Raw genomic sequence first — 25,572 nt, 5'->3', positions numbered from 1 at the left:
AGTCGTTTAAATTCCCCATCATTAAATCTAGTTAAATTTTCATATTTCATGGGACGAGTATAAACAATTTTTTACTTTCGCAAGAGGTCTACTGATGAATTTAAATTCTTTAAACTGTCAAGCGTCAGCGCAAATCTTTCAAATTTCAAATGATCTTAATGAACAAAAAAGCGTGGAATTAAGGTAAATCAGACAAACCACGAATTAAAATTAGCCCATAATATTTATAAGGGTGTTTATGCTTATCAAAATTATAAAACCAAACATATGGTTCAAGATGATTTTGCTGTGAATTTTGAAAAGTATGGTGTGTGAGTTATCAAAATTGCATTTCAAGCAATTAAGACTTCAGAGAGTGAATCTGGCACTTATTATTTTATTTTTGAAGGTCACCATCGACCGTACTGTATCAACTTAAAAAATACTTTGGTGAAAAGTGGGAGAGTGAGCGGAGTTTGGATGAAACATCTCAAGGGAATACCAAGTTAAGCTGCGTTTATATCGGATAAAAAGATTCAAATAAACGTATCCAACAAATTTTGACTACCATCATAAAGTCCTTTCTTCACTGATGCTCACATTCGTATGAAATTACATCCAAGTCAGCAAGCCACCGTTTGGTGGCTTTTATTAGTTAAATGATCAATTGAATCTGTTTCAGTACTGCTCTCAAAGTATTTTCAAAATCAAAAGATTCATTGGTACTGTCTTGATAACGCCAAGCGACATAGCCATCTGGACGTACTAAAACAGCACCAGACTCATGAATTTCAGACTTCGCATTCCATGTACCATAGACATCACGATAATCTCTTGAACCGATTTGAATAACATCTAAATACCCAAGATTAAGTTTTTCAGCAGCTTGTTTCCAGCCTTTGCCTGAGAGGCCTGTGAGTAAGGTAAAACGACCTTTGCCCGTAATATCTAGAGTTGAAACTTTTTGACCTTTAGCATTGATGAGCCAAGTATGCGGTACTTTTGCTCCAGGGCGTGTAGTGGCTTGTAGGTAAAGTTGATCATCTTGTTTAAATACTTCAGGTTCTGATTCAGAGATGACAGCATTTGAGCTATAACGCTGATTCAGTTCAACACCTTGAGCATTAAATTCAAAATTTTTAATTGCTAATGCATTGTAGAGTTTTGTACGTATTTCAGCGCCTTGTTCATTTTCAGCAAAAATACGGTCCAGCATTTGCTTTTGGGTTGTTACACCTTGATCAAAACCAAAAACTTCTTTGAGGTGTTTATAATCAAATCGTGATTGGTTGGCACGTGCAACAATTTGCTTACCTACAGGCGCACGTTCAACGGTATAAGAATCGAGAAGCGTAGGTTGAGACCAACCTTTAACTGCATATGCAAGTTTCCAACCGAGATTAAAGGCATCTTGCATGCAGGTGTTTGAGCCTAAACCACTTGATGGTGGGTGACGATGCACCGCATCACCACCACAGAATACACGACCTTTCGAATATTCAGTTGCCCATGTTTGGTTCACGTACCAATAAGACAATTTTTGAATTTCAACATCTTCAACATGCTCACCAACGAAGGCATCTAAACGTGCGCGAACTTGTTCTTCAGTGACTTGAGGCTCGCCTTTAGAAATATCGAAGCCCCAACCCATAATCCACTCATTCCATGGGGTGATGGCACGCAATAGCCCCATACCTAAATCACCAAAACTTGCTTCAGGATTGACAATCCATTGCAAAATCGCAGGACGGTGCTGAACGTATTTAGACAAATCTGCCTTGAAGGTTACATAGACTGTACCAGCCCGTGCCATCACGCCTTCAAGGGGTAATCCAAGCTGTTCAACGACTTTTGAACGTGCACCATCCATTCCCACCAAGTATTTGGCGCGTAAATTGAATTCGGTATTGGTTATCCGATTGAGGAAAGTCGCAGTCACACCGTGTTCATCTTGTACGTGAGATAAATATTCAGTATTGAAGTTAAAAATAGCGCCTCGCTCAGCCGCATTTTTAACGAGTAGCGCTTCCATTTTAGGTTGGATAAGATCTACTAAAGGGCATGGACTTCCTTTGATATAATCGCCATGACGTTCATCGCCTGTGCCCCAAGCACTGATACGGGCAATTTCTTCGCCGACTAAACTGGTTGTGATCAGGCTTTCACCCATGTGTTCCCAAGGTGTTGCGATTTCCTTCACCTGTTCTTCGATATCTAAATCACGGAGGACTTCCATGGCACGTTGATTAGTAATATGTGCACGAGGACTGTTGGCTAACCAATTAAACTGGGTAAACAATTGAACTTTGACGCCATAATTGGCAAGGGCAAGCCCCAGAGTTGAACCAGCAGGACCAGTACCAATGACAAGAACATCAGTGTCAAAATGTTGAGACATGCTTTTTCCTAAATGAATTGAATACATGGGGAGAGTTTTTGAATTGAGTCAGTCTAGAAAAAAAGTGCAGTGATCTATAGTCGTATTCATATAAACTATCGATCTATATAAAATTCAAAGTAATGAACGTGCACTTATGCACGATGGGCTGATTGAGATATGGAATTACGACATTTACGGTATTTTATGACTGTTGCGCAAGAGCAAAGCTTTACTAAAGCTGCCGAAAAGCTCTATACCGCACAACCATCACTCAGTCAGCAAATTAAAGATCTTGAACACGAAGTCGGTGTTACTTTATTTGATCGGACCACTCGTAAAGTCAAACTGACTGATGAGGGGGAAGCATTTTTAAAATACGCAGCTTTGACGCTGGACAATGCCAAGCAAGCTGTAGCTGCAGCTAGACAGGTCGCTCAGCAAAAGAATAATCAGATTCACATTGGATTTTTGAATGTGGCTGAACTGAAACTGATGCCTAGCATTCTGGCGCAGTTAAGAAAGAATATTCCTAATCTTAAAATTCATTTACACAGTTTGACTTGTACTGAGCAAATACAAAAACTTAGAAATGCTGAACTTGATATATGTTTTACTCGATACAAAATGGATCATTCAGATTATGAAGATATCCATATTTTGACAGAACAAATTTATTTGGTGGCTGCAGACAATCTTCATCCTTCAGAACGGACATTGAAACTACAAGAATTAAAAAATTCATCAGTCATTATGTGTGAACAAAATGCTTCACCAATATTCTATGACAAATTAAATGTTTTAGTTCCCTTCGAAAAGATGGATGATCAAATGCTGTGGGTGACTAATGTATTACAGCATATCAATCTGATTAATTTGGGAATGGGCTTTAGTTTTGCTCCCGAATACCTCCTGAAGTTTTTAAATCATAATATCAAAATTGTTAAAACAGATGAGCAATTACCACAGCTTGGTCTATATGCGAATTATCATCGTCATTCAAACAATATTGCATTGAAAATGATTACTGAAGCCCTTATGCAAATGACAACAGAGCGGAAAAGCGCGGAAGAGGTTATTCATGCTTAAACTGATCTATTTTGTACCAGAATCACATCTAGAGTTGACGAAACAGGCAGTATTTGAAGCAGGTGCAGGCGGAATTGGTGATTATGAGCAATGCACTTGGCAGGTCAAGGGCTTAGGTCAATTTAAACCTGTCAATGCGGCTCAACCTTTTATAGGTCAAGTTGGAGAGCTTGAACAAGTTGAAGAATGGCGTGTAGAAACTATTGTGCCTGAAGATAAAGCCATAGAAGTGGCACGTGCATTAAAAGCCAGTCATCCTTATGAAGAACCAGCTTTTGAATTCTTACACATTATTTCTATTGACCCATGATCGGTTGAATTTTGTATGCGCTGACGATACGAGGATGGAGATTCTCCTGTCCAATATTTGAAGGCTCGAGAAAAGGCTGATGGCTCTGAAAACCCTGTTAAATAGACAATTTCATCATGTTTGAGTGCGGTTTTCGCTAGTAACTGACGAGCAAGTTTTTGTCTGAATGACGTTAGAACATTCTCGTAATTCGTTCCAATATCTTTGAGTGAAATTTGGATTTTACGCGGGGAGAGTTTAAGAATTCTTGCGATATCTTCTAGAGCGAATTGTCTTAATTTTAGTTGTTCGCCTAAAGCCTCTTCAATTTGAATGACTAGTTCATGTTTATCTACAAGTTCAATGTGCTTCTCAATGATAGCTTGATGTAACAGAAATAAATCAGGCTGAGCAGACGGAGAGGCATATTCTAGAATTTCTGCTTTGAATTTTATACAACCATAAGGCTGATTAAAATAAACTGGGCAATGCCATAGCTCATGATATAAGTCCTGAAATTCTGTATTGTCGTAGCTGAGCCAAATTTCTTGTGCTTGAAATTTTCCCTGACTGATATAATCAAAAAAAGATAAAACAATGGTAATCGTACATTCTAAATAATGACGGACAGGGTGATGAAAACCTTTTAGGGTAACGGTGTCATCTTCTATGTGAAGTTCAATATCCAATCCTGTAGTGAAATATTGATAGTATTTCATTGCTATTTTTAATGCATCGCCAAAATTTGCACTACTTAAAAAAATGTATTCAAAAAGTTGACCACGAAAAGTGGGGAGATGGTGACCGACAGTTAAACCAATATTGGAATTTTGTGTAATAACTTCTGTGAGTTCCCAGAATTTTTTTTGAACACGATTGTCATATCTTAAATCGCGTTGAGGATAGTCGATTGGATGTTGTAACGCATTTAATTGCGAAAATATTAAATCCACATCAACGCCCATATTTTGCAGTGTCTCGTATACCATGCTTGGAAAAATACCAGCATCGGTTCTGATTTTACTTTTTCTTGCGCTCATACCGATATTCAAGACTCAAGTCATGCATTGGAAAAACTAAGGATGCTCTATCCTCAGTTTAAAATGCTGAAATTATAATGTTGAAATGAGTTTAGAAATAATTTGAATGAATGAACATGTCTTTAAATGTCAAAGCCCCATCTCATGAGGCTTAATTATTGAAAGTTTATTTTGAAGCGCTTAATTGCTTAGAAGCGCTTAATTGCTTATAGGATCAATATACTCAATATAACCTCGACCCTGAATATGCTGACCTTTGAATTGACCTGAATATTGGTAACTACCTGCATAACCGCCAGCCATACCATATTTAAAGTCGCCATTAGCCTTGCCATAAATAGAAATCAGAAGATTGCCTTGATCATCATTGACTTGCCATTCAAAGACTCGAGGTAAACGCATTTTAATGCCATTTGGTGTAGTTACAGGTTCAGGCTCATATTCATGCACCACAGATTCAAGCCCTCGTTCGTATATTCCTCCATGATGATCTACAGAACGAACATAAACACGACTTTGCAAAACTAAGCCCATTGGACCATGAGTGTCCACAAATAAGACTTGAGTGTGGTTATTAATATTTAAGATTTGATAAGTAAAAAATCGAATGGGAATGTTGATATTGACACCACGTGCATATTCGAAGGTGCATAGACCTTGAACTTGAGTTTTCTGCCCATCGAGTTCTAAATATCCTTGGTACTCACAAAGCAGTGACCAATGTTCATACATGCTTCCTGCAAGTTTAACAAAATGTGCGATTTTATCAGTCGCTTTTAATTCAAGTTCATAATTGAAAGCATGACCTTGGCGAGTTGCTTTAATGTCTGGGTAGTTAGCCTCTATAATTAAGTCATTACCGAATTTGAGATATTGACCATTAGTCGCCAGTAAACATTCATGCTGTATACTATATCCAGAAAATAAATTAGGCTGCGTTGCAGCAGTACCAATTAATAGATTTGCGGTATCTAAATCTGAAGTTTTTATTAAATGAGAATTTCTGAATATTTTAACGAGAGGTTGTCCTGCAACCACAATCATATTTAAAAAGTTGAATGGGGCAGGTAGATTGGGAATCATGATCCCGTAGTGTACACAGGTATATTTCCCGAGAGGTGTGTGGATCGCAGTGTTTGGATCAAAAGCTTGACCATTTACTAGAGCTGAATGATCTATATGTTTAACAATGCTTGAGGGAAGTTTAATTTTCATCTTATTCTCAATTAATATTTTGGCTTAAAATCATTTTTGGAAAAATACAATCAAAAATATAAATCGAGATAAAAGAAAAAAATTGACACTACAAACAGTAAGCAATTGTTTGAAGTGTCAACACGAAAAATAAGTCATCAAAAATGTGTGATATTACATTTAAACTTTTTGAATAAATAAGTCTCGATCGAAACGATATTGTGGGTAGAACACACCATCTTCAGCACGCTCTCCCGCACCAATGACCATAATTGGAAACTCTTTAGCATTTAGCCCCAATGTTTTACATACTAAAGGTTCGTCAAAACCTTCCATCATACAACTGTCGAATCCATAAGCTCTGAGCGCGAGTACAAGATTTTCGCAGGCTAAAGCTGTTGTCTTCGCTGCCCAAAGTTTGGCATCCGCAGGTGTAAAAGCGGTAACAGGCATTTGTTTGTCAAAAGTACGTGCTACTTTGAAAGTTACTTTCTTAAAGTTACCAATTGCATTTAAGTAACCCGTTTTATAATTCAGTGGAATATAGGTGTAATATTTTTTGACGAGTGGAGGAATCTCAGGAAATGGAAATTCTTGAATATTAAGCTTTGCCATTTCATTAATTCGATCTGTACGTGCGACACAGACAATCAATTCAGCCGCTGTGCGCGCAGCCCATTGATTTAGACACGCTTTTACAATCTTTTGTTTCTTTTCAGGATTTTGGACAACATAAAAAGTCCAAGGTTGTAAGTTAGATGAATTAGGGGCCAAGAGTGCTAAATCTAAACATTGATCGAGGATATCAGACGGTATAGGTTTTCCTGTAAACTTCCGAACAGATCGACGACTGGTCACGACCTTTTTGAAATTTTCAACATCAATGCCTTGTGGTGCAGGTTCGTAGTAGCGTTTTTTTTCAGTCGTCATGATCCATTCCTTAGATTGAGAGTATTCACCGAGTCGTGAGACTCGGATCTTTTAGCTTAATTAAATTGTGTGAAATCAGGTTTACGTTTTTGCATAAAAGCTTGTACAGCTTCCATCATTTCTGGAGAGCCGACGCGCCCCATAAAGATTACTGCTTCATGATCAATCCAGGACACGATTTCATCAACATCATGTTTCATTAAGGCTTTAGATTGCACGAGAGAAGCAAGTGGTAGTGAAGCCAGTTGAGTGGCTTTTTGAGCGGCAGTTGCATAAACGTCAGATTCAATACTGTTGATCAAGTTTGCAGCCAATGCTTTTTCACTGTCGAATTTATCAGCAGTTAATAAAAGTTCTGCTGCTTTCACATGACCTGCTTGACGTGCTAGTAATTTACTAGATGCGCCTTCAGGTGAAAGACCTAAGCTTACAAATGGAATTTGGAACAAAGCAGTGTTATCTGCATAAACTAAGTCGCAATGCAATAAGATCGTTACGCCAATTCCAATTGCCACACCACGTACCGCAGCAATCAAGGGTTTGGAAAATTTAGCAGCAGATTTTAACAGTACGAAAGGAGGACCATCTTCTGGGCGAATTTGATCTTTCATCGCCGCAGATTTCATGAAGTCTTGCATATCATTACCAGCACTGAAGTCTGCATCTTCGCCACGTAAAATGACCACACGAACGGATTGCTCTTTGTCTGCTTCATCAAAGGCTTTGGCGATCCATAGGTATAATTCGCCGTATAATGCATTTTTGGCTTTAGGACGATTAATCGCCAAGGTCAACACACCATCTTCTAATTTTGCATTTAAATGCTCATGAGGTTGTTGAATACAACTTAATGACATCGTACTATCCTTGCTTTCAATTAATATAGATTTTATGAAATCTATTATGTCGTATTCTGGCGAAGAGTGACATAACTGATCAGTTCATAAACGTGACTTGGCGATGAATTATAAATTTGATTATTTGGTTTATATCGGACGTTTTCAGCCTTTTCATTTGGCACATATGGAAACCATTAAAATTGCGCTAACGCATAGCCAGAACGTTATTTTAGCGCTTGGTTCTGCTCAATTAGAGCGGAATATAAAAAATCCATTTTTAGCCATTGAACGTGAACAGATGATTTTGTCTAACTTTTCTCCTGATCAACAGGCAAGAATCAAATTTGTACACGTCATTGATGTTTATAATGATGAAAAATGGCAAAAATTGGTCAAATCTTTAGTGGCGAGTGTAGTACAGCCAAATGATCAAGTTGGCTTAATCGGCCACTTTAAAGATGACTCATCCTATTATCTAAAATTTTTCCCAGAGTGGGAGATGTTGGAACTCGATAGTTTAAAAGGTGCAATTTCTGCAACACCACTTCGCGAAGCATACTATCGGGGGGAAATTATGGAAAAAGAACTTCCCCACGGAACCATGCAATTTTTACAAGCGTTTCAAAATTCAGAAATTTACCAACAACTTAAAACTAAATTCCAACGTCAAGACAGTACAAGTTTGAGTGCATCAATTGAATGATTGTGTTTAACACAAGAAAACCGAGGGAAATCGTGCGTACTATTACACAAATGAGTTTGGCCACAGTGCTATTGTCTGCTTCTATTTTTGCTCAAGCGCAAACATGGACACTATCACCTAGAAGTAAGATCAGCTTTGATATCCGATCTGCAGGAATGTCGATTGTAAATGGGCAATTTCAAAAGTATCAATCACAGATGAATTTTGATCCGGCACAGCCTAATCAAGGTTCAGCTAAATTTGTGATGGATGTGAATAGCCTTAAACTGAGCAAAAACTCTTTAAAGGATATGGTCTTTGGTGACAGTTTCTTTCATGCAAGCAAATATAAAACTGTGACCTTTCAAAGTAATCAAATTCGTGCTTTAGGAAATAATAAATACAAATTTGATGGACAACTCACCATGCGTGGTGTGACACGCCCAGTTTCATTTGATACAACTTTAACTCCAAATGCATCGAATCCAAATGTGTTGAATGTACAATCTTCAACAGTCATCAACCGTAGTGATTTCGGTATGCGCAAAGCGATTGGTGGAATTGGTGAAAAAGTGAATATCAAGCTTGAAGGGCAGTGGAAAGCCAACTAAATCGATGAAAAGAAAGCAGTGATTCACTCACTGCTTTTTTAATGTCATGAGTATGTCAGTAATATGTTTGAGTTGTGGGGACTGCTGTTTCCAATGATGCCAATATAGATCAACGTCTTGTGTTGCCTCAGGCAACAAACAAATCAATAGTCCTTGGTCGAGTAAGTCTTGAATTTGAAGTTCAGGCACCATGCCATAGCCTAAGCCGAGTTGGATTGCATCGACAAATGACTTAGAAGAGGGGACATAATGATATGGATAACTAGATTGCGGTAATCCAAATTGATTCAGTAGAATCGTTTCATGTAAATGATCTTTATCATTAAAGATGACCGCAGGCGCACGGCGAAAGGAATCGCGATTTAGTCCGTTTTTAAACCATGCTAATTTGAATTCTGGCGTACACACCATTTGATAACGCATCGTGAACAAAAATTCTGAGTGGCAACCTGTCATGGGTTGGGATTCAGCGCTTATACATGCATTTACATAGCCTGATTCCATTAATTGATGCGTATGATCCTGATCATCTATTCGAAGTTGTATTGTGATTTTATGCTCTATTAACTTTTCAGCAATCGCAGGCAAAAGCCAAGTTTCTAATGAATCTGCATTCGTTCCAATGATAATTTTATAAAACTCAGAATTTAGATTTTTTCCCTGAATAAGTTGCAGAACATTTTCTTCTTGACGCTTTTGCCGTAATAAATGTTCAAGCAATATTTCACCTGAATGTGTCACACGACAAGGTCGTTCTCTCAGGATTAATGTTTGACCAATCTGCCGTTCCAATTGTTGGACACGAAGAGTAATTGCGGCAGCAGAGAGACAAAGCTTTTTAGCAGCCAGATCAAAACTTCCAGTTTCCGCCACGGTGATAAATGCGACACAGTCTTTATAATTGAAAATCATGATTTAGAAAAACTTAATGAACTTAATATTAATTTAATAATACTCAATTTAAGATTGAATTGTTCATAATCCGCCTAATGATAAATATTGGGTGTTTTATGTCTTTATCCGTACTGTTTAATGGCTTTGTAACGAGTTTAAGTTTGATTATGGCGATAGGCGCTCAGAATGCTTTTGTCCTTAAACAGGGCTTAAAAAAAGAATATGTTCTGTCTATTTGCCTCATTTGCGCCTTTTCAGACTCACTTTTAATTTTGGCTGGTGTATTTGGATTTGGGCAGTTTATCTCAGGCCATCCACAAGTGATGACATATGCACAATGGGGTGGGGCTATATTTCTAGTGGTATATGGTTTACATCATTTTTATCAAGCATTTTCGACCAAAAAATCGATGTGTGTTGATCATCATACGGCTGTTTCATGGTTTAAAATTATTCTCGTTTGCTTGGCATTCACATGGCTGAATCCCCATGTGTATCTAGATACTGTCGTGCTTGTAGGCGCAATATCGACGCAATTTGAAGATCACTTATTATCGTTTGCTATCGGTGCGATCACGGCATCATGGTTATTTTTCTTTAGTTTGGGTTTTGGTGCGCAATATCTATCAGCTTACTTTAACAATCCCCGCGCATGGCAAGTCTTGGATATTTTGATTGCTTTAATCATGTGGTACATTGCCTATCACTTAATTAGTTAACTAGAAATTAAAGCATGGAGTTGTGCAAAAAACCTTTTAAAAGATAACTTTTATTTTCCAAATGTTTGATCACAGCATCTGTAACTCTAAGAACCACCTCATAATTTTTGATCATATTTAAAATTTTAATTAATACTGTCTTAGATTATTCATGGCTAGATTCACTGTGCTTCGATCGATAACTTGATATTTATGCTTACTTAAATTTTCAAACCAAGTCGCTCTGAATAAGTTGGACGAGATACTTTTCTAAGGTTGTAATATGATCGAATATAACTGTGAACTAGCTAAAAACAAAAGTAAATATTAATGATAAAATAATTATAAATAAAAATCATTATCATTTAAATTGTGTATGATGTGCCCAAAACCGTATATAAGAGGGCATCCACGTGAAAAGAAATCTATTATTTTTGTCTTTAGTTTCTATACCATGTTTTGCAGTTGCGCAAGAACCAACACAATTGGCAACCATTGTAGTAAAAGCAGACTCACAAGAAACCGATGTCACAGGTAAACTGAAAAAAAAAGCTACACTGAATATTTTAGGTGAAAAGGATGTGTTAGACACGCCGTTTACCATCCGTAACTACAGCGATCAAGCCATTCAAGATGCACACGCGCATACCATTATGGATGTCTTAAAGATCGACCCAAGTATTCGTACCACGACCAATAGTGGGCATCTCAATGAAAACTTTAGTATTCGTGGTTTTGGTGTGAATTGGGAAGATTACAATTTAAACGGTACTTATGGCATGGCACCTACGGGGCGTGTGACCACAGATATTCTCAATTCAGTGACGGTGCTCAAAGGACCGAATGCACTTGTTGCAGGGATGGCACCGGGTGGAAGCGTTGGCGGTGTAATCGTTGCAAATACGAAACGTGCAGACAAAGAACTTACCCGTGTCACCGCGAATTTCGAAGAAGAAGGTTTTTATAAATCTGGCTTTGACGTTGCACGCCGCTTTGGTCAAGATGAACAGTTTGGTGCTCGCTTAAGTGCCAATTATGGACAAGGTGAACATGTTGTTGATGGCCTAGAAGATGAAAGTACCTCAGCCGTATTAGCATTAGATTGGACCACTGATAAAGCAAAAGTGAATTTTGATGCTTATGTGACGGATGATAAACGTGAAGGTGGTTCGCCTGCGATGGTTTCATTTGCACAGCTTGGCAAAGTCTTAGATGCACCTGACGGTCGTAGTAACTTTTTCCCGAATATCCATGGTAAACAATCAGCACAATATGTTGGATTGTCAGGTGAATATAAATTACTAGATAATTTAAAAGTCATTGCTGGCGTTGGTACTGCAGAACAAAAATATCAAGGGCATCTTTTTGGTACACGCATGATCGTAATCAATGATGCAGGTGACGCGAACTCTCAATATTATCATGTAAAACTAAAGCAAAATAATACCTCAGCAAACTTAGGTTTAGAGGGTGCATTTAATACTGGATCAATTGAACATAAAGTTGGTTTACGTGCAGACTACTTAAATATTGAAACGGTGAAACATAAAGGACAAGGATCTACAGCTGTCCCATTTGTCACCAATCTCTACCATCCAAGCCACGAAGGTCATATGCCAGAGCAGGCGCCTGAAATATTTAAACAGGCCGATAATGATTTCATCAGTTATTCATTCACTGATCAAATTTCCGTGCTTGATAATAAATTACAATTCATTTTAGGTGCACGTTACCAAGATATGGACATCAAAAATCCATTGACTGGCGTTGAATATAGCGAAGATAAAGTGTCACCAAGTTTAGGGATCGTGGTGAAACCTTGGGGTGAAGATATCTCGCTTTATGCAAGTTATGTAGAAGGGTTGTCTCAAGGCAATACTGTAACGACGGAAACAGATGTGAATTTTGGAAAAACATTCGCACCATTCCAAACTAAACAGTATGAGATGGGCGCAAAATATCAACATGGTTCTTGGTTACATACCCTTGCTGCATATCAAATTGAAAAACCAAGTACAATTACAGAGTTTTATGCCACCCCGATCAATGGATCGACTCAGATTACGACCGATGGTGGTGAAACTACCTCGAAAGGACTTGAGTATGGATTCTCAGGCAATGTCACAGATGATGTGATTATTTGGGGTAACTTGGCTTATATTGATGCTGAATATACCAAAGGTATGAGTGGAAAAGTTGAGCTTTCGGGAAATACAGTAGAAGGTCAACCTGAGTTCACAGCAGGGCTTGGCATTGAGTATAAACTACCGGTGGATGGTTTAAGTGTGAATGCACGTGCTAACTATGTAGATAGCCAATATCTCAACAATACTAATACGCTCGAACTTCCTGACTATACGTTACTCGATATCGGTGCGAAATACACAACCAATCTTGGCGGTGTAGATACGACTTTCCGTGCCAATATTGACAATGTCACAGATGAAAAATATTGGGCGGGTGTATTTAACAGTGGCTTTACCACATTGGGTGCAGGACGTACCTATAAACTTGGCGTAAGCTTTGATTTCTAACTGTAGTTAAAAAAAAATTATAAGTAGATGAAACCCACGTCAATCGTGGGTTTTTTTATTAGCTTTGCAAAGCTTTTAAATCTTCAAGCACTTGTTCAGCATGCCCTGCAGCTTTGACTTTACGATATTCTTTAACGAGTTTTCCTTGGTGAAAAATAAAAGTTGAGCGCTCAATCCCCATTACTTTTTTTCCATACATATTTTTCTCTTTAATCACATCAAAGTGTTGGCAAAGCACTTCTTCTTTATCGCTAATCAAATCAATTGTTAAAGCTTGCTTTTCGGTGAAGTTTTGATGGGCTTTTACTGAGTCTCTAGAAACACCGAAAATAGTGGTATGAAGCGCATCAAACTGATCTTTCAAACATGAAAAACCAACAGCTTGCGTTGTACACCCAGGTGTTGAATCTTTAGGATAAAAATAAATGATGAGCCAATCTGTATTCAACTCAGTTAAATTCGCAGAACCTGTAGTTGTTGGGAATGTTTGATTGGGTAAACTAATCGTTTCCGTTGACATTATATTTTCCTCAAAATTTGTCACTACATTTATATATAGGGAAATTCAAAAAAATAGCCACACGAGGTGGCTATCTTATGTAAACTGCGTTTATTTTTTAGCTTGTGCTGCTTTCATTGCTTCCTCTGTTAACGACTGTAGCTTAGACGTTAACTGTGGGCCGAAGCATGCTTGAAGATCAGCGTTCTGTTTCTTCACGATAGCTAAAGTAGAAGGGCTTTTCTTTTGGTTAATCGCACTTTGGATTTCCCATTTTTGAGCATTAGTGAGCTTGCCGTCTGCTTCAATTGCACATGTACAATATTTGCTGACTTCGGCAGCAGAAAGCTTGTTCCCTTTAGCAGTTTCTTCCTTACAAACATTAATCAGTGCAGATTTTACGTTAGTACTTTTGTAGGCTTGCTGCATTTTATTATTCGGCTCATTTGCTTGAGCAGCAGAACCGAAAAGTGCTGCAGCAGAAACAATGGCTGAAAGAATAATGTTTGATTTTAAATTTTTCATATATGGCACCCTGTTATTACGGTATATAACGAGTTGGGTCTTCAACGCCAGCATCTGCAAAACCTTGTTTACGCAAACGACAGCTGTCGCATTTTCCACAAGCTCGTCCTTGGTCATCTGCTTGATAGCATGATACCGTTTGACTGTAGTCTACGCCATGTTCGATGCCTAAGCGAATAATATTTGCTTTGGATAATTGTAGTAAAGGTGTTTCAAATTTAAGAGGTTTTCCTTCCACACCTACTTTTGTCGCTAATCTTGCCATATTGGCAAATGCTTCAATAAATTCTGGTCGACAATCTGGATAACCTGAATAATCCACAGCATTAATTCCAATTACGATGGCTTCTGCGTCAAACACTTCTGCTGCTGCAAGTGCATAAGACAGGAAAATCGTATTACGTGCTGGAACATAAGTGACAGGGATCCCTTCTTGTTCTTGATCAGGAACATCAATGGAGTGATCAGTTAATGCAGAACCACCTAAATTACCCAAATCTATATTAATCACGCGATGTTCAACGCCTGCTTGTTGTGCCAGTTTACGTGCAGCATCCAATTCAGTTGTTGAGCGTTGACCATACATAAAACTTAAAGCGATACATTCATAGCGTGCTTGCGCCCAAGCCAAGCAAGTCGTTGAGTCTAAACCACCTGATAACAATACAATGGCACGAGGGCGCATAGGAGAACTCCAAAAAATTAAAGCAAATAAAAAATGAATTATAACTGATTATATAAAGAATAATGGGGTATAAATTTTTGAATATATAGATCTGCAGAAGTTACAAAACTAAATGAGATCATTATAAAGAAAGTGAAATGTTCGTTTTAGAAGATGAGATAAAACTCTCTTTTGAGTCGAATAAAGTTTAAACAGTTGTTGTTTTTGTTTAAATATTAAATATAATTTAACAAACACTTGATTAAAACTTACAAAAATAATTTTTACGGAATCAAAATGAATCAAAATGAATCAAATTAATACTTTAATTTTAACCACTGCTGCGTTGATCAGTACAAATTCTTTTGCATTTGAGGAGCTTTCAGATCAAGAATTGTCAACATATGCAGCACAAGATGGTATTACGATTAGCCTTTTACCAGGTGGACCCATTCAAGCTGATTTGATTTGGCACGATAACAGTGGATTCGGGCCAGATTACAACGAAGGAAACACAAAAGCAGGTGCCTTAATTTTCGGTACAGCGAATGGACGTAGTAAGAATCCATTATCACTTTCTTCTGGTTCGGCAGATATTAGTATTACCTTAAAAATCGATGCTCAAGGAGGGAGTAGTACTACAGGCCCTTTTCTGAATTTAGGTGTATTTGTTCCTGAAGATATTATTATTAATACCGGTGATATTTGGGTGGGTAAATCGGGTCAAGTTAGTCCAACAGGACGAGGCTATAGTGACCCCGTTAAAATAATGGATAATATGAAATTTTATGTATCCAATCTCTCTACCAATATTCAGCTCGGTTCAGCACCTCAAGGCAGTCTTTTAAAACTGAATGGAATATTTAAAGACGGCTTACGTTTAGAGGGCTTCAAAGTCCACGATCATGATGGTGGTGGCGCATTCGGAATAGAATTTATTAATTTAAAAAATACTCAACCAGGGCGTTTCGGCATCAATAATCTTGATTTCGATGTTGCAGGTTCGATACGTACAGATGGACTGGAACTCAAAATAAATCGTCTTGGAGATCAAAATGGCTTTAATGCAATGTTATGGGGAGTAGGCGTTGGAGATGCATCAACAATAAATAATAAGATTGGGGATATTTCAATGAAAGGGATTAATTTAAATGGCACGACCATTAAAGTGTCAGCGCACTAAAAGATCATTTTCTCTTTAAAAAACAGCACAAAAAGTGCTGTACTGTTTTTAATTTGAGCTATTTGTTACATTTTAACGACCTGTTTCGTCATTCCAGAGCAACTTATGTAATTGAAGCTGGAAACGAACTGGTAAGTGATCCTCTAAGATCCATTGTGCTAAATCACGCGCAAGTTGCGGTAACTTTGCAGCACCTTTTTCAACAGCAAACGCAGGTGAGAACCAAACGGTACTTACACGCTTGTGCAATTCATATTGATTCACTTGTTGTTTAGACCATTCATAATCTTCACGATTGCATATGACAAATTTAATCTGATCATGTTGAGTTAAATGGTCTAAATTACTCATTAAATTACGTGAGTCTTCACCTGAAGTTGGTGTCTTTAAATCTAGGACTTTGGAAACTCTACGATCCACTTTTGAAACATCTAGTGCTCCACTCGTTTCAAGGGAAACTTCACAGCCTAAATCTGCTAGACGCTCCATGAGTGGTAACGCATTGGGTTGGGCTAATGGTTCACCACCAGTAACACAAATATAAGGTGTCTTAAAATCAAGCGTGGTCTGGATAATATCCTCTAAAGAGTGTCGTTCACCGCCTTCAAAAGAATAGGTGGTATCACAATAAGTACAACGCAGCGGACAACCTGTTAAGCGTATAAACACTGTAGGTAAGCCTGAAGTGTTGGCTTCACCTTGTAATGAATAGAAGATCTCCGTAATACGTAACCCCGCAGACGGATCAGAAACAGGAATAGCGGAAGATCGCAAATTACTCATATCGACAAAACCAAACTAAAATAGAGATTATATAAAAGAAAAATCTCTACGATTATTACTAACCGTAGAGATGGGGAGTGTAACTCCAAATACTATAAAGTATAAAAAAATTAGTCAGCGCGTAATAAGTCGTTCAAACTTGTTTTAGCACGAGTCTGAGCATCGACTTTTTTCACGATAATTGCAGCATACAAGCTGTATTTACCGCATTTTGAAGGAAGGCTACCAGAAACTACCACTGAACCTGCTGGAACACGACCATAGTGAATTTCACCTGTTTCACGGTCATAAATCTTAGTTGATTGACCAATGTAAACACCCATTGAAATCACTGAACCTTCTTCAACGATTACACCTTCAACGATTTCAGAACGTGCACCGATAAAACAATTGTCTTCAATGATCGTAGGGTTCGCTTGAAGAGGCTCAAGTACACCGCCAATCCCAACACCACCAGAAAGGTGAACATTTTTACCAATTTGCGCACATGAACCTACAGTCGCCCATGTATCAACCATCGTACCTTCATCAACATAAGCGCCAATATTGACATAAGATGGCATAAGCACAACATTCTTAGCTTGGTAAGAACCTTTGCGTGCAACTGCAGGCGGTACAACACGTACGCCAGCTGCTTTAAATTGCTCTTCAGTCCAACCCGTAAATTTAGTGTCTACTTTGTCATAGAATTGGAGATCGCATGATTCGATTGGTTTATTATCATTGAGTTTGAATGACAATAGAACAGCTTTTTTTAACCATTGATGAACAACCCATTCACCATCAATCTTTTCAGCAACACGTAATGAACCATTATCTAAGCCAGCAATTGCTTCCTCGACTGCTTGGCGAATTTCAGCAGGGCAATCTGTAGCTGTGAAGTTTGCACGATCTTCAAACGCTTGTTCGATGATTGACGAAAGCTGAGACATAATCTTCTCTTCCAAAAAAAATTTCCAAGATTTTACACTAAATTGATTATAAAAATTACAATTAATCCTGAAAAAATGTCCGACAATAATGACTATTCTTTATAAGTATGTTAATAAAAGTTAATAAAAGACTTAAGTACAAATTATTTATAAAACAACAACTAAATCAAAATTGTATCAAAAAATAACAAAAAAGCATCAATTTGAATATTAACCAGCTTTGAAATCTCCATTAAGATGCTTCCGAGTCGAACACATTAATGATTAAAGAACAACTCATTTCTTTGAGGAGAAAAAAATGAAAGTGTTAAAATTACTCGCTGTTACAACAGCATTATCTGTTTCAGGCTTCGCTATGGCGGACACTCAAGTTGTACGTACAGGTAATGTATTTGAAGCTAATCAATTAATCCCTACTGGTGTTCGTGCTGAAGTTGGTACAACTGGTTACGGTGGTGCATTACTTTGGACTGCTAACCCATACGTTGGTCTTGCTTTAGGTTACAACGGTGGTGATATCTCTTGGTCTGATGATTTATCTATTGACGGTACTAAGTACGATTTAGATATGGATAATAGTTTGGCATACTTAAATGCTGAGATTCGTCCTTGGGGCGCGAGTCAAAATCCATGGGCTCAAGGTCTATATATGGCTGCTGGTGTAGCATATATCGATAATGAATACGATGTTACTAAGCGCTTAAACAATACGAATGATGTTGTTAAGATTGATGGCAAAAATTACAACGCTCCATCTGGTCAAGGTTTCATCGATGGTAAAATGTCATACAAAAATGACTTTGCTCCATACTTAGGTTTTGGTTTTGCTCCTAAAATCAATAAAAACTTCGGTGTATTTGGTGAAGTAGGTGCTTATTACACTGGTAACCCTTCTGCAAATATTACGTCAGTAGGTTTAGCTGAAGTTGGTGGTACTGGTACTGGTGCTGATGCAGCTGAAGCTTTAGAAGCGAAAATTGAATCTAAAGACAAATATGAGTGGCTTCCAGTCGGTAAAGTGGGTGTGAGCTTCCACTGGTAAGATCCAATTAAAAAAACGAGCTTCGGCTCGTTTTTTGATGCAAGTTAATGCAAATAATAAAGGCGCTATGGTGCCTTTATTATTTGTAGCTTGTTAATCTTCAGGATAAGCTACTCGTTTTAACGCTTTGATATCAGCACTAGGTGCACATAGCGAAATAAACTCGTAACCGTATCCACGTAACAAATGACCTTTACGTACAGCAATCCAAGTGGTATTCACCCCAAATAAATCAGTATCAATTTGTTTTAAGCGATGATCTCGTTCTGCATCGTAGGCAACATCGTTGACAATCCCGACACCCATACCTAATTCCACATAAGTTTTGATTACATCAGCATCGAGCGCAGACATCACTAAATCAACATCAAGTCCTGAGTCTTCAAAGGCTTTATCAATCTTTGAACGTCCCGTAAAACCACCGTGATAGGTAATAATCGGATACTCTGCCAAATGTTCTAAGCTAATCTCTCGCGCTGCTATTTGAGTAAGTGGATGACCTTGAGGCGTAATAATACTGTGTTTCCAGTTATAAAAAGGAACACTTGCTAAGTTTTCTTCAGTAGTTAGATTCTCAGTAGCAATACCAATATCAGCATCGCCTAAAAGTAACATTTCAGTGATTTCAGTTGGGCTTGCTTGTTGCAAAATCAAATGAACTTTCGGAAATAATTTTTTGAATGAATTTACAATTGGTGGTAATACGTATCGCGCTTGAGTATGAGTGGTTGCGATGGTTAATGTACCTTCATCTACACGATTAAAATCATCAGCTAATCTTTTAATATTGTCTGCATCGACCAGCATGCGCTCCACAATACCGAGCAAAGCTTGACCAGGTTCAGTCAACCCTAATAAGCGTTTACCTTTTCGGATAAATAGTTGAACACCTAATTCATCTTCTAAATCTTTAATATGCTTACTTACGCCTGATTGAGACGTGTAAAGGGCAGCGGAAGCTTCCGTTAAATTAAAATTTTGTCTGACGGTTTCTCGAATAATTCTTAATTGTTGAAAGTTCATAGTCTTTGTTACCTTTAAAATGATGGGGCTATATAAAAGCCCCATCTACACATTTTTATGCGTTTTCTTGTGCAAATAAGTGCAATGTATTAGTCGTTAACCAAACCGATTGATTTGGGCGGAATTGATGCAGTTTAGCTTCATCTGGAGTGAGTAGAATTTCGATGAGATTGCCATCTTGACCTTGAAGTTCGGCAACCACTTTTCCTGCAATCCAAACTTCACGTAAGAACGTTGCTTGAATTGCATTGTCTGTAGGTTGAGCATGAATTTGGAACTCATCTGGTCGAATGAAGGCAATCACTTTACCTTCAGGTGAATCTTTAGCTAAAGGCAGTTGAATGCGATCATTTCCGATCTGTACGATTCCCGCTTGATTATGCCCTTCGAACTTATTGGCTTGACCTAAGAAGTCAAATACAAAAGGCGTTGCTGGTTTTTCATAGACTTCACGAGGTGAGCCAATTTGTTCAACATTACCTTTATTCATTACAATGATTTGATCTGCAACTTCAAGCGCTTCTTCTTGATCGTGGGTTACAAAAATCGAGGTGATGTGGAGTTCATCATGTAAAGTTCTCAGCCAGCGACGTAACTCTTTACGAACTTTTGCATCAAGTGCGCCAAATGGCTCATCCAGAAGTAGTACACGAGGTTCAGCTGCAAGCGCACGTGCAAGCGCAATACGTTGACGCTGTCCACCTGACAATTGTGCTGGATAACGATCTGCTAAGAACCCTAATTGAACTAAATCCAGTAGTCGTGTAACTCGTTTTTTGATTTCAGATTCTGAGGGGCGTGTAGAACGTGGACGAACACGTAAACCAAAAGCAATATTGTCAAATACTGTCATATGACGGAATAAAGCATAATGTTGGAATACGAAGCCAACTTGACGTTCACGGACATGAACATTCGTTGAATCTTGGCCTTCAAGGATCACTTGACCGCTGTCGGCAGATTCAAGACCAGCAATAATGCGAAGTAAAGTCGTTTTACCGCAGCCTGAAGGTCCTAACAATGCAACGAGTTGACCATCAGGAAAATCTAGGGAGATATTGTTTAGTGCATGGAAAGCACCAAAGTGTTTTTCAATATTTTTAACTTGAATACTCATCGGATACTTCCTTTAAACTGTAGAATCTTCATTACGTTTGCTTAATTTCTCTTGGCGAATTTCGACCCATGTTTTAAGAATCAATGTCACAATCGCTAATAAAGCCAAGAGGGATGAAACAGCAAATGCTGCACTAAAGGTATATTCGTTGTAGAGAATCTCTACATGAAGTGGCAATGTATTGGTCTCTCCACGAATATGACCCGATACTACAGAGACTGCCCCGAATTCACCCATTGCACGTGCGTTACAAAGAATAACCCCGTATATCAAGCCCCATTTAATATTTGGAATCGTGATTTTCCAAAAAGTTTGCCAGCCTGAAGCACCTAAAACGATTGCCGCTTCCTCTTCTTCTGTACCTTGAGCTTCCATCAGTGGGATGAGCTCACGCGCCACAAAAGGAACTGTAATAAAGATGGTTGCTAGTACAATTGCTGGAACGGCATATAGAATCTTAATGTCGTTATCCATCAGCCATCCACCGAACCAACCTTGAGTACCAAACATCAATACCAACATCAAACCTGCGATTACAGGTGATACTGAGAAAGGCATATCGATAATCGTGGTCAATATGGATTTACCACGGAAATTAAATTTCGCAACAGACCAAGCCGCCGCCACACCAAATACTACGTTGAGCGGTACAGCAATTGCAGCTGTTAGTAAGGTGAGCTTTACAGCCGACAACGTATCTGGATGGACTAAAGCTTGCGCATAAACGCCGACACCCTGTTTGAATGCTTCAACAAAAACTAAAATCAAAGGCAGGATTAAGCAACTGAGGAAGAAAATCATGGCAACGACAATAAGTGTCCAACGAACCCAAGTCGGTTCTCGCGTCGCATCACGAGATTGCAATTTTTCCGCTAAAGCATTGCTATTTGTATTCAAACTCATTGTGCAGTTCTCCCTGTACGACGACTCGCCCATGCTTGTAACAAGTTAATCAAGAACAAGATAGCGAATGAAATAAGGAGCATGACAACGGCGATCGTAGTTGCACCTGCATAGTCATATTCTTCCAATCGAGAAATAATCATTAATGGCGCAATTTCAGTTTCGAAGGGTTGGTTACCTGCAATAAAGATAACTGAACCATATTCACCCACGCCACGGGCAAAAGCGAGAGCAAATCCTGTGATTAAAGCAGGGAAAAGAATTGGTAAAATCACTTTGGTTACAATTTGCAGTCGATTTGCACCCAATGCTGACGCTGCTTCTTCAAGTTCAGTCTCTAAGTCACTCAGTACAGGTTGTACTGTACGAACCACAAAAGGTAAGCCAATAAATATCAGGGCTAATGTAATGCCAATAGGACTATAAGCGACTTTAATGCCTAAGGGTTCAAGATATTGACCAATCCAGCCTGTCGGAGCATATAAAGATGTTAATGCAATCCCAGCAACAGCTGTTGGTAACGCAAAGGGTAAATCAACCAATGCATCAACAATTCGTTTACCAGGGAAACTATAGCGCACGAGACACCAAGCGAGTAATAAGCCAAATACAACATTAATGAAGGCAGCAATAAGTGCAGCACTGAAACTTAGTTGTAATGATTTTAAGATACGCTCAGAGCTTAAAATCTCCCATAAACCTTCCCAGCCAATACCTAAAGACTTAATAAAAACAGCCGACAAGGGTATGAGCACAATTAAAGATAAATACGCTAGGGTAAAGCCTAGAGATAGACCAAATCCTGGCAGCACTCGGGATCGCTGCGACATGACTACTCCTCAAATGAGAGAAAAAGCTTACCGAAATCAATAAGCAATTGAATTGAAAAATTTATCAAGAATAAGTGGCGAACTTTAAATTGCAAATTTGTAATACAACTTGCCATTATCAATACTATTGATATAGTTCGACAGCTTATCATGAATCAAAAAATCGAAGATCTCTGGAAATGGTCCAAATCCTGAATCAACATTAATATGACCAACTTGACCTAAGTTAATCGGTTTTACACCCCATGATTTTGCTAGTTTTTTTGCATCCTCAAAACCTAACCACGGATCATTTTCACTGATGAGCATTTTTGTGGGAACGCTAATCTTAATTTGATGAAAGTAAAAACTATAATCAGTCAAACTCAAACGAGCAAAACCATTCTCACCAAAACGACTTGGATTGGCTGGTGCAATTAAAACCAGTTGTTTAACTTTCTGTGCTATTTCTGGGTGCTGATGCAGAGCAGCGACAGACGTTAAACAGCCAAAACTATGTGCAACAATCTGTACGGGTGCATCTATCTGCGAAATTTTTTCTACAAAACGATGGATCCAATCTGAGAGTAAAGGAAAGTTCCAATCATCTTGTTGAACACGTGAGCATGGCATGACTTGACGTTGCAACCATGATTGCCAATGATTTTCATCACTTCCGCCGACGCCGGGTACAATGAGTGTATGTATCATGTCATGCTCCATTGGTTATTTTTTTGTGTTATTTGCTTTGGTAATTTGGTCAAAAATACCATTATTCTCAAAATGAGCTTTTTGTACTTTCGCCCAGCCACCAAACTCTTGATCAATTGTGACCAATTTCAGTGGCTTAAATGTTGATGAATATTGTTTTAATACAGTTTGATTACGCGGACGATAGAAATTCTTTGCGGCAATATGTTGTCCTTTAGGCGAGTAAAGGAAATTCAAATAACCTTGCGCCAAATATTTATTGCCTGATTTTTCTGCATTTTTTTCAACGATTGCTACAGGTGGTTCAGCAAGTATAGAAAGTGATGGCGTCACGATTTCAAATTTACCGGGTTGTTCACGCAGTGCTAAATGAGCTTCATTTTCCCAAGCAAGCAAAACATCGCCAATACCGCGTTCAGCAAAAGTTGTAGTTGAGCCACGAGCACCAGAATCTAAGACCTTAGTTTGTTTATAAATTTGCTGAACAAATTGTTGTGCTTTGGCGTCATTTCCACCTGGTTGGTGTTTGGCCCATGCCCAAGCCGCTAAATAATTCCAACGTGCGCCACCTGACGTCTTAGGGTTTGGTGTAATAATGTCCACACCCGGTTTTACTAAATCACCCCAGTCTTTAATATTTTTTGGATTGCCTTTTTTGACTAAAAACACGATGGTTGAGGTATAGGGTGTAGAGTTCTGTGGGAATTTTTTCTGCCAGTCTTTTGGTAATAAATTGGTTTTTTCAGCAATCGCATCAATGTCAGCTGCCAGTGCGAGAGTCACGACATCTGCATTTAAACCATCAATGACTGCACGCGCTTGTTTACCTGAACCGCCATGTGACTGACGAAAGTTGACGTTTTGCCCAGTCCGAGATTTCCAATACGCACCAAATTCTTTATTTACTTCTACGTAGAATTCACGAGTAGGATCGTAAGAGACGTTTAATAAATCTTTAGCGGAAGCGCTAAGCGAAGCAGCTGAAACAAAAGCTGCGAGAACCCCAAGTTTTAATTTAGCTGAAAAGCGCATGGCAACCTCAAAAGAAAATATTCTGTTACATGGCGCTAGAGTAAATCTAATCTTTATGCATAAAAAATAATAAAAAATGAATTTTATATTAAAAAAAAAGATTTAGGTGTGTTGTTAAAAAAATGCCGATCATGAATATGATCGGCAATCGATAAGTTAATGCTTAAATCTTAATTTATTTATTACTGTTTGCTTTGACAATTTGATCGAATATCCCGCCATTATCAAAATGTTGTTTTTGGACTTTTGTCCAACCTCCAAACTCTTTATCAATCGTGACTAATTTTAAAGGTTTAAACACGGATTGATATTTTGAAAGTACCGTTGCATTTCGTGGTCGATAAAAGTTTTTGGCAGCAATGGTTTGACCAGCTGGAGAATACAGATAATTCAAATAGGCTTTTGCTACATTGAGGTTGCCATCTTTTTGCGCATTTTTCTCAACAATTGCTACAGGGGGCTCAGCAAGAATGAAAAGTGTTGGTGTAATGATTTCAAATTTTCCAGGTTGTTCACGAAGAGCTAAATGTGCTTCATTCTCCCAAGCCAAGAGTACATCTCCAATGCCACGCTCTGCAAAAGTTGTTGTTGCACCACGTGCACCAGAGTCTAGCACTTTAGTATTTTTATAAATTTTTCGTACAAATTCTTGTGCTTTAGCATCGTTACCGCCGGGTTGGTGTTTTGCCCAAGCCCATGCTGCTAAGTAATTCCAACGTGCACCACCTGATGTCTTAGGGTTTGGCGTAATAATTCCAACATCATTTTTAATCAAGTCTCCCCAGTCTTTGATCCCTTTGGGATTGCCTTTTTTGACTAAAAACACGATGGTTGAGGTATAGGGTGTAGAGTTCTGTGGGAATTTTTTCTGCCAGTCTTTTGGTAATAAATTGGTTTTTTCAGCAATGGCATCAATATCTGCTGCGAGTGCGAGAGTCACAACGTCTGCATCTAGGCCATCAATGACAGCACGCGCTTGTTTACCAGATCCACCATGAGATTGTTTAAAATTCAAATCTTGACCAGTCTGCTTTTTCCAATATGCTCCAAACTCTTTATTAAAGTTGTCATAGAGTTCGCGAGTTGGATCATATGAAACATTGGTGGTGTTTCAAAAAGTATGCTGGCGTTAAACAAATCCGTTATTAAGGTAAAAGAAAGTCAAATCAAAGGCTTTAAAATGATTTTCGAGC

Annotated in this window: 25 protein-coding genes and 1 pseudogene; 8 read left to right on the top strand and 18 right to left on the bottom strand. The window is 38.4% G+C overall.

The genetic code is table 11. The features are described 5' to 3' along the window. Positions 1-634: 634 nt before the first annotated feature. On the bottom strand, positions 635-2,377 hold the full coding sequence (locus tag AC1M9D_RS12135; RefSeq protein ID WP_481612278.1) for an FAD-dependent monooxygenase: 1,743 nt from the start codon (positions 2,375-2,377) through the stop codon (positions 635-637). 159 nt (positions 2,378-2,536) lie between these two features. On the opposite strand from AC1M9D_RS12135, the gene AC1M9D_RS12130 reads away from it, so the two are divergent. Both AC1M9D_RS12130 and AC1M9D_RS12125 read left to right on the top strand, forming a co-directional pair. Next, on the top strand, positions 2,537-3,445 hold the full coding sequence (locus AC1M9D_RS12130; RefSeq protein WP_481612277.1) for a LysR family transcriptional regulator: 909 nt from the start codon (positions 2,537-2,539) through the stop codon (positions 3,443-3,445). Further along, positions 3,438-3,755: an NGG1p interacting factor NIF3 gene (locus tag AC1M9D_RS12125; protein ID WP_481612276.1), complete on the top strand. Its 318-nt coding sequence runs from the start codon at positions 3,438-3,440 to the stop codon at positions 3,753-3,755. The genes AC1M9D_RS12130 and AC1M9D_RS12125 overlap by 8 nt, the downstream gene beginning before the upstream one ends. Here the strand turns inward: AC1M9D_RS12125 and AC1M9D_RS12120 are convergent. The 4 genes from AC1M9D_RS12120 to AC1M9D_RS12105 all read right to left on the bottom strand — a co-directional run bounded on the left by AC1M9D_RS12120 (position 3,704) and on the right by AC1M9D_RS12105 (position 7,755). Then, positions 3,704-4,786 carry a helix-turn-helix domain-containing protein gene (locus tag AC1M9D_RS12120; protein ID WP_481610792.1) on the bottom strand — a complete coding sequence of 361 codons (1,083 nt, stop codon included), beginning with the start codon at positions 4,784-4,786 and terminating at the stop codon, positions 3,704-3,706. The genes AC1M9D_RS12125 and AC1M9D_RS12120 overlap by 52 nt on opposite strands. Positions 4,787-4,972: 186 nt before the next feature. Then, positions 4,973-5,989, bottom strand: a complete 1,017-nt coding sequence (locus AC1M9D_RS12115) for a DUF6670 family protein (RefSeq protein ID WP_481612275.1) — start codon at positions 5,987-5,989, stop codon at positions 4,973-4,975. A 159-nt stretch (positions 5,990-6,148) separates the two neighbouring features. After that, positions 6,149-6,898: a nitroreductase family protein gene (locus AC1M9D_RS12110; RefSeq protein ID WP_481612274.1), complete on the bottom strand. Its 750-nt coding sequence runs from the start codon at positions 6,896-6,898 to the stop codon at positions 6,149-6,151. 56 nt (positions 6,899-6,954) lie between these two features. Further along, a complete protein-coding gene (locus AC1M9D_RS12105) occupies positions 6,955-7,755 on the bottom strand; it encodes an enoyl-CoA hydratase-related protein (protein WP_481612273.1) in 801 nt (266 codons plus the stop codon). 103 nt (positions 7,756-7,858) lie between these two features. On the opposite strand from AC1M9D_RS12105, the gene AC1M9D_RS12100 reads away from it, so the two are divergent. Together AC1M9D_RS12100 and AC1M9D_RS12095 are read left to right on the top strand one after the other, a co-directional pair. Next, positions 7,859-8,440, top strand: coding sequence for a nicotinate-nicotinamide nucleotide adenylyltransferase (locus AC1M9D_RS12100; RefSeq protein WP_481610790.1), 582 nt, complete (start codon positions 7,859-7,861; stop codon positions 8,438-8,440). Between the two features lie 32 nt (positions 8,441-8,472). Continuing rightward, the gene (locus AC1M9D_RS12095; RefSeq protein ID WP_481610789.1) at positions 8,473-9,030 is read left to right on the top strand and encodes a YceI family protein; all 558 of its coding nucleotides are present in this window, start codon (positions 8,473-8,475) and stop codon (positions 9,028-9,030) included. 27 nt (positions 9,031-9,057) lie between these two features. Here the strand turns inward: AC1M9D_RS12095 and AC1M9D_RS12090 are convergent, their stop codons facing one another. Then, on the bottom strand, positions 9,058-9,939 hold the full coding sequence (locus tag AC1M9D_RS12090; RefSeq protein ID WP_481612279.1) for a LysR family transcriptional regulator ArgP: 882 nt from the start codon (positions 9,937-9,939) through the stop codon (positions 9,058-9,060). 101 nt (positions 9,940-10,040) lie between these two features. On the opposite strand from AC1M9D_RS12090, the gene AC1M9D_RS12085 reads away from it, so the two are divergent. Both AC1M9D_RS12085 and AC1M9D_RS12080 read left to right on the top strand, forming a co-directional pair. Further along, complete coding sequence (locus AC1M9D_RS12085; RefSeq protein WP_481612272.1) at positions 10,041-10,643, top strand: LysE/ArgO family amino acid transporter; 603 nt, start codon at positions 10,041-10,043, stop codon at positions 10,641-10,643. A gap of 392 nt (positions 10,644-11,035) precedes the next feature. Beyond that, positions 11,036-13,156 (top strand): TonB-dependent receptor, encoded by a 2,121-nt coding sequence (locus AC1M9D_RS12080; RefSeq protein WP_481593458.1) that lies wholly within the window; start codon positions 11,036-11,038, stop codon positions 13,154-13,156. Between the two features lie 58 nt (positions 13,157-13,214). On the opposite strand, the gene AC1M9D_RS12075 is transcribed toward AC1M9D_RS12080, so the two are convergent. The 3 genes from AC1M9D_RS12075 to queC form a co-directional block, all read right to left on the bottom strand. After that, positions 13,215-13,676 carry a peroxiredoxin gene (locus AC1M9D_RS12075; protein ID WP_481612271.1) on the bottom strand — a complete coding sequence of 154 codons (462 nt, stop codon included), beginning with the start codon at positions 13,674-13,676 and terminating at the stop codon, positions 13,215-13,217. Positions 13,677-13,766: 90 nt separating this feature from the next. After that, positions 13,767-14,180: a hypothetical protein gene (locus AC1M9D_RS12070; RefSeq protein WP_035267219.1), complete on the bottom strand. Its 414-nt coding sequence runs from the start codon at positions 14,178-14,180 to the stop codon at positions 13,767-13,769. Positions 14,181-14,196: 16 nt separating this feature from the next. Then, positions 14,197-14,865 carry a 7-cyano-7-deazaguanine synthase QueC gene (queC, locus tag AC1M9D_RS12065; RefSeq protein WP_481612270.1) on the bottom strand — a complete coding sequence of 223 codons (669 nt, stop codon included), beginning with the start codon at positions 14,863-14,865 and terminating at the stop codon, positions 14,197-14,199. A gap of 286 nt (positions 14,866-15,151) precedes the next feature. Here queC and filA point away from each other — a divergent pair, with 286 nt between their 5' ends. Then, positions 15,152-16,027 carry a putative pilus system protein FilA gene (filA, locus tag AC1M9D_RS12060; RefSeq protein WP_481587782.1) on the top strand — a complete coding sequence of 292 codons (876 nt, stop codon included), beginning with the start codon at positions 15,152-15,154 and terminating at the stop codon, positions 16,025-16,027. Between the two features lie 72 nt (positions 16,028-16,099). Here the strand turns inward: filA and queE are convergent, their stop codons facing one another. Continuing rightward, entirely contained in the window at positions 16,100-16,810 is a 711-nt protein-coding gene (gene queE / locus AC1M9D_RS12055; RefSeq protein WP_481589025.1) for a 7-carboxy-7-deazaguanine synthase QueE, read from the bottom strand. A 110-nt stretch (positions 16,811-16,920) separates the two neighbouring features. After that, positions 16,921-17,742 carry a 2,3,4,5-tetrahydropyridine-2,6-dicarboxylate N-succinyltransferase gene (dapD, locus tag AC1M9D_RS12050; protein WP_179997889.1) on the bottom strand — a complete coding sequence of 274 codons (822 nt, stop codon included), beginning with the start codon at positions 17,740-17,742 and terminating at the stop codon, positions 16,921-16,923. 298 nt (positions 17,743-18,040) lie between these two features. Here dapD and carO point away from each other — a divergent pair, with 298 nt between their 5' ends. Continuing rightward, positions 18,041-18,784, top strand: coding sequence for an ornithine uptake porin CarO (carO, locus tag AC1M9D_RS12045; protein WP_481612269.1), 744 nt, complete (start codon positions 18,041-18,043; stop codon positions 18,782-18,784). 93 nt (positions 18,785-18,877) lie between these two features. On the opposite strand, the gene AC1M9D_RS12040 is transcribed toward carO, so the two are convergent. The 7 genes and pseudogenes from AC1M9D_RS12040 to AC1M9D_RS12010 all read right to left on the bottom strand — a co-directional run. Continuing rightward, complete coding sequence (locus tag AC1M9D_RS12040; protein ID WP_481612268.1) at positions 18,878-19,807, bottom strand: CysB family HTH-type transcriptional regulator; 930 nt, start codon at positions 19,805-19,807, stop codon at positions 18,878-18,880. A gap of 55 nt (positions 19,808-19,862) precedes the next feature. Next, complete coding sequence (locus AC1M9D_RS12035; protein WP_481612267.1) at positions 19,863-20,924, bottom strand: sulfate/molybdate ABC transporter ATP-binding protein; 1,062 nt, start codon at positions 20,922-20,924, stop codon at positions 19,863-19,865. A gap of 12 nt (positions 20,925-20,936) precedes the next feature. Beyond that, positions 20,937-21,827 (bottom strand): sulfate ABC transporter permease subunit CysW, encoded by an 891-nt coding sequence (gene cysW / locus AC1M9D_RS12030; protein WP_481612266.1) that lies wholly within the window; start codon positions 21,825-21,827, stop codon positions 20,937-20,939. Beyond that, positions 21,824-22,657, bottom strand: a complete 834-nt coding sequence (gene cysT / locus AC1M9D_RS12025) for a sulfate ABC transporter permease subunit CysT (RefSeq protein WP_035267202.1) — start codon at positions 22,655-22,657, stop codon at positions 21,824-21,826. The genes cysW and cysT overlap by 4 nt, the downstream gene beginning before the upstream one ends. A gap of 84 nt (positions 22,658-22,741) precedes the next feature. Continuing rightward, the gene (locus tag AC1M9D_RS12020) at positions 22,742-23,347 is read right to left on the bottom strand and encodes an alpha/beta hydrolase (RefSeq protein WP_481612265.1); all 606 of its coding nucleotides are present in this window, start codon (positions 23,345-23,347) and stop codon (positions 22,742-22,744) included. A gap of 15 nt (positions 23,348-23,362) precedes the next feature. Further along, positions 23,363-24,379 (bottom strand): sulfate ABC transporter substrate-binding protein, encoded by a 1,017-nt coding sequence (locus AC1M9D_RS12015; protein WP_481589028.1) that lies wholly within the window; start codon positions 24,377-24,379, stop codon positions 23,363-23,365. Between the two features lie 175 nt (positions 24,380-24,554). Further along, positions 24,555-25,481, bottom strand: a pseudogene (locus AC1M9D_RS12010) (sulfate ABC transporter substrate-binding protein); the annotation flags it as partial. Between the last annotated feature and the right edge of the window lie 91 nt (positions 25,482-25,572).

Source organism: Acinetobacter sp. ANC_7682 (assembly GCF_056779795.1).
Note: the sequence above shows the minus strand (reverse complement) of the source record. Positions and strands in the feature narration are given on the sequence as shown.

What these genes read in the sequence shown, in the direction of transcription:
- AC1M9D_RS12135 (WP_481612278.1), bottom strand. Translation starts at nt 2,377, where the DNA reads ATGTCTCAACATTTTGACACTGATGTTCTTGTCATTGGTACTGGTCCT.
- AC1M9D_RS12130 (WP_481612277.1), top strand. Translation starts at nt 2,537, where the DNA reads ATGGAATTACGACATTTACGGTATTTTATGACTGTTGCGCAAGAGCAA.
- AC1M9D_RS12125 (WP_481612276.1), top strand. Translation starts at nt 3,438, where the DNA reads ATGCTTAAACTGATCTATTTTGTACCAGAATCACATCTAGAGTTGACG.
- AC1M9D_RS12115 (WP_481612275.1), bottom strand. Translation starts at nt 5,989, where the DNA reads ATGAAAATTAAACTTCCCTCAAGCATTGTTAAACATATAGATCATTCA.
- AC1M9D_RS12110 (WP_481612274.1), bottom strand. Translation starts at nt 6,898, where the DNA reads ATGACGACTGAAAAAAAACGCTACTACGAACCTGCACCACAAGGCATT.
- AC1M9D_RS12105 (WP_481612273.1), bottom strand. Translation starts at nt 7,755, where the DNA reads ATGTCATTAAGTTGTATTCAACAACCTCATGAGCATTTAAATGCAAAA.
- AC1M9D_RS12100 (WP_481610790.1), top strand. Translation starts at nt 7,859, where the DNA reads ATGAATTATAAATTTGATTATTTGGTTTATATCGGACGTTTTCAGCCT.
- AC1M9D_RS12085 (WP_481612272.1), top strand. Translation starts at nt 10,041, where the DNA reads ATGTCTTTATCCGTACTGTTTAATGGCTTTGTAACGAGTTTAAGTTTG.
- AC1M9D_RS12075 (WP_481612271.1), bottom strand. Translation starts at nt 13,676, where the DNA reads ATGTCAACGGAAACGATTAGTTTACCCAATCAAACATTCCCAACAACT.
- AC1M9D_RS12070 (WP_035267219.1), bottom strand. Translation starts at nt 14,180, where the DNA reads ATGAAAAATTTAAAATCAAACATTATTCTTTCAGCCATTGTTTCTGCT.
- queC (WP_481612270.1), bottom strand. Translation starts at nt 14,865, where the DNA reads ATGCGCCCTCGTGCCATTGTATTGTTATCAGGTGGTTTAGACTCAACG.
- filA (WP_481587782.1), top strand. Translation starts at nt 15,152, where the DNA reads ATGAATCAAATTAATACTTTAATTTTAACCACTGCTGCGTTGATCAGT.
- queE (WP_481589025.1), bottom strand. Translation starts at nt 16,810, where the DNA reads ATGAGTAATTTGCGATCTTCCGCTATTCCTGTTTCTGATCCGTCTGCG.
- dapD (WP_179997889.1), bottom strand. Translation starts at nt 17,742, where the DNA reads ATGTCTCAGCTTTCGTCAATCATCGAACAAGCGTTTGAAGATCGTGCA.
- carO (WP_481612269.1), top strand. Translation starts at nt 18,041, where the DNA reads ATGAAAGTGTTAAAATTACTCGCTGTTACAACAGCATTATCTGTTTCA.
- AC1M9D_RS12040 (WP_481612268.1), bottom strand. Translation starts at nt 19,807, where the DNA reads ATGAACTTTCAACAATTAAGAATTATTCGAGAAACCGTCAGACAAAAT.
- AC1M9D_RS12035 (WP_481612267.1), bottom strand. Translation starts at nt 20,924, where the DNA reads ATGAGTATTCAAGTTAAAAATATTGAAAAACACTTTGGTGCTTTCCAT.
- cysW (WP_481612266.1), bottom strand. Translation starts at nt 21,827, where the DNA reads ATGAGTTTGAATACAAATAGCAATGCTTTAGCGGAAAAATTGCAATCT.
- cysT (WP_035267202.1), bottom strand. Translation starts at nt 22,657, where the DNA reads ATGTCGCAGCGATCCCGAGTGCTGCCAGGATTTGGTCTATCTCTAGGC.
- AC1M9D_RS12020 (WP_481612265.1), bottom strand. Translation starts at nt 23,347, where the DNA reads ATGATACATACACTCATTGTACCCGGCGTCGGCGGAAGTGATGAAAAT.
- AC1M9D_RS12015 (WP_481589028.1), bottom strand. Translation starts at nt 24,379, where the DNA reads ATGCGCTTTTCAGCTAAATTAAAACTTGGGGTTCTCGCAGCTTTTGTT.